The organism is Acidisphaera sp. L21 (assembly GCF_009765685.1).
Classification (GTDB): domain Bacteria; phylum Pseudomonadota; class Alphaproteobacteria; order Acetobacterales; family Acetobacteraceae; genus LMUY01.
Map to the genome: position 1 here is coordinate 41,313 of NZ_LMUY01000082.1, position 2,850 is coordinate 44,162.

The 2,850-nt window shown below is 63.4% G+C and carries 4 protein-coding genes; 2 read left to right on the forward strand and 2 right to left on the reverse strand.

The window, feature by feature from the left end:
• Positions 1-172 precede the first annotated feature (172 nt).
• Both GSQ76_RS17230 and GSQ76_RS17235 read right to left on the reverse strand, forming a co-directional pair.
• Positions 173-850 carry a DUF4178 domain-containing protein gene (locus GSQ76_RS17230; RefSeq protein ID WP_158745374.1) on the reverse strand — a complete coding sequence of 226 codons (678 nt, stop codon included), beginning with the start codon at positions 848-850 and terminating at the stop codon, positions 173-175.
• Positions 850-1,839, reverse strand: coding sequence for an SPFH domain-containing protein (locus tag GSQ76_RS17235; protein WP_158745375.1), 990 nt, complete (start codon positions 1,837-1,839; stop codon positions 850-852). Before GSQ76_RS17235 ends, GSQ76_RS17230 begins: the two co-directional genes overlap by 1 nt.
• A gap of 156 nt (positions 1,840-1,995) precedes the next feature.
• Between GSQ76_RS17235 and GSQ76_RS17240 the strand changes: the two genes are divergently transcribed.
• Together GSQ76_RS17240 and GSQ76_RS17245 are read left to right on the forward strand one after the other, a co-directional pair.
• Positions 1,996-2,205, forward strand: coding sequence for a DUF3126 family protein (locus GSQ76_RS17240; protein ID WP_158745376.1), 210 nt, complete (start codon positions 1,996-1,998; stop codon positions 2,203-2,205).
• A gap of 127 nt (positions 2,206-2,332) precedes the next feature.
• Complete coding sequence (locus GSQ76_RS17245) at positions 2,333-2,698, forward strand: hypothetical protein (RefSeq protein ID WP_158745377.1); 366 nt, start codon at positions 2,333-2,335, stop codon at positions 2,696-2,698.
• Positions 2,699-2,850 lie beyond the last annotated feature (152 nt).

Consider the following 2,850-nt stretch of genomic DNA (forward strand, 5'->3'; position numbering starts at 1 on the left):
GTTGGCGGATGCGGGATTGGGCCTCGCCGATCTGCCGCACATCCGGATTGGTCACATCCACCACGGACCCGCAGGAGCCGCAGGCTGCCGAGATGCTCAGCCCGTTGGCGCGGATGTCGATGCTGCCGCCGCAATTCGGACAGGCGATGGTTCGGGTGCGGGCGACCGGCATTTAATGCGTGAGGTAGCGTGGATCGTGCCGACGCTCCGGGTCGGGCAAAGGTGGGGGCCAGCCCTCGACATCGCGCAGGCCGGTGAAGCCGAGCCGCTCGAAAGGGACGTAGGTGCCGGTGTAGAGGCGACGACCGTCCTCCGACTCCTCTAGCCCGGCAAACCCGGCGGTTTGCCCGACCATGTCGATGTAGGTGGCAATCCGGCCCTTGGGGGCGGCGAGCGGCAACTCCCCCTCGCTGCCCAGACACGTGCCGCGCTTGATATCGGCCACGCGAAAACCGGTGCTGCCGAGCATTACGACCTCGCCCAATGAGGGCGCGGCGGCGAGCGCGGGCGGTACATCCTGCTCGACCGACACGGCCAACAAGCCCTGCGCCTCCGTCAGCCACGCCTGGCTGGCAGCGCCGTCATCCATAAACCACTCGGTCCAGGCGCCATCCTCCCACCCGATGCGGAGGCGACCCAACAGGGTGAAGTGACGACCCTGCCAGGCAAGGCGGGCGCCAATCTGCAACGGGGTGATTTCGTCCGGCAGGGTCGCCATGATGCCGATCGCCTCGACGGCCAAATCGGTCCGCACGACCGTTGACCCGCAGGAGGCACAGACCGCGTAGACCGACACGGAGGAGCGGAATGGCAGGTCCGCACCGCAGGATGGGCAGGTGTATTGGGCCATCAGCGAATTTGGGCGAGCAACTCCGCTTTTTTGGCGGCAAACTCGGCCTCGGTCAGGATGCCTTTGCTGAATAGGTCGCCGAGCCGGGCAATGGTGGCGATCGGGTCCGCCGCCGGCTCGGCCGGTTTGGCGGCAGCGGCTGGCCCGGCGCCCATGGATTGCGCCAGGGCAAACCCAGCCCCCAGCCCCACCCCGGCCGATGCCACGCCCCCTGGGTTGGCTGCGGCAACGCGCAGGCTCTCGGCGGCTTCAAACTGAGTGTATTTGCCCATGTCGCCCACGATGTGCATCGAACTGGCGCGGTCCATCCGCTCCTGCACCTCTTCCGGCAAGGACAGGCTTTGCAGGTAGAAGCTGGTGAGTTCCAGGCCGAAGGTGGTGAAGGCGGGAGCGATGGCGTCATGCAACCGGGCAGAAAAGGCGTCCTGGTTGGCTGCCATATCGACGAAGGCAACATCCGCTGTGCCCAGGCAGGTCGCCATCGACGTCAGGATCGCGGCGCGGAGCTGCCCGGCGGCGTCTGCCACAGAATAGGAAGGGGAGGTTGCGCTGAGCCGGGACCAGAACGGCGCTACATCAGCGATACGGTAGGAATAAACCCCGTTGGCGCGGATGCGGAGCGCGCCGTACTCCTTGTCCCGGATGGTGATCGGCTGCGGCGTGCCCCAGCGCTGGTCCACTTGGTCGCGGGTGCTGAAGAAATATACGTCCGACTTGAACGGGGATTCGAAGAACTTGTCCCAGTTCTGCAACGAGGTGAGCACTGGGAGGGTGCGGGTGGTGAGCTCGTAGGAGCCAGGCCCGAAGTTATCTGCAACCTTGCCCTCGTTGATGAACAGCGCCCGCTGCGATTCGCGCACCACTAGCACGCCGCCATTTTGGATTTCGGAATCGGCCATGGGGTAGCGATAGGCGAGGATGCCGGGTGCTTCCTCGTTCCATTGCAGGACGTCGATGAACTGCTTGGAGATGAAGCTGCGCAGGCTCATGGCTGCCCCTTTTGTTGGCGCTGGGAGCTTAGATCAATTGGCGAAAAAGAGGAAATTCGTGTCGAACCAGCATTGAGCGGGTCCGCCGCCAAGGTTGCGCCGGATGATTGACGTGTGCCATCCGACGCACCCCCACCGCTTGAAGGATATTTCAGCGTGATTTCCCAAGCCGATCGTGCGCGTCTTCAGACCTATCTCCGCCGGATGTTGCGCAATCCGGACGTTGCGCTGGATGCGCCAGCCCGGGCGAAGGGCGCCGTGCATCTTCGCATCGGCGATGATGTGCTGGGCACTGTGGACCAAGTGGATGACGAGGGGGAGCGGTCCTGGGCCGTGACGCTGATCGTGCTGGAAGATGACCTATAGCCAAGTATGCCTGTCCCTCTGTTGCTGATCTGTAACGCAGCAGATCTGCTTTTCGGGTCAACACACGCTATGGTTGCATCAATTGTCGCAAGACGTTAGGCGGGCTCACAATTTGGGAGACTTCGCCGTGTTCATCCGTTCCCTCGCCGTCGCCGCTGGCTTGCTGCTGTGCATGCTTGCCGGTGCGCACGCCAACGACGCTGATTTCAGCATCAAAAACAAGACAGGTTACCAGATCGACGAGGTCTACGTGTCCCGGCACTCAAGTTCCAACTGGGGCGGTGATCGCATGGGTGACGACGCTTTAGCCGACGGCGAGAGCAAGGACATTCGCTTTCCCCATGGCAATGGCGCATGCCGGTTCGACATCAAGGTCAAGTACCACGATGACGATTCCACGGCGGAATGGGGCGATGTCGATTTGTGCAAATTCGAAACCATCACGCTGTTCTGGGACAAGAAGAAGCAGGCCACCCGGGCCGTCGGCGAGTAATCGCCACAGCTAGCTCGCCATCCGTCCCGGCCGGGCGGATGGCGCCTGACCCGAGTGCGCATTGATGTCCGCGGCGGGATTCGAACCCACGGCCCCAGGATTCATACCACTTCGGCTTTCGCCGCCGCCCGCCGGGCGTTCGTGGTCTGGAC

Excerpts from the sequence above, each read along its gene's own strand:
- GSQ76_RS17230 (WP_158745374.1), bottom strand. The coding sequence starts at position 850 with ATGGCCCAATACACCTGCCCATCCTGCGGTGCGGACCTGCCATTCCGC.
- GSQ76_RS17235 (WP_158745375.1), bottom strand. The coding sequence starts at position 1,839 with ATGAGCCTGCGCAGCTTCATCTCCAAGCAGTTCATCGACGTCCTGCAA.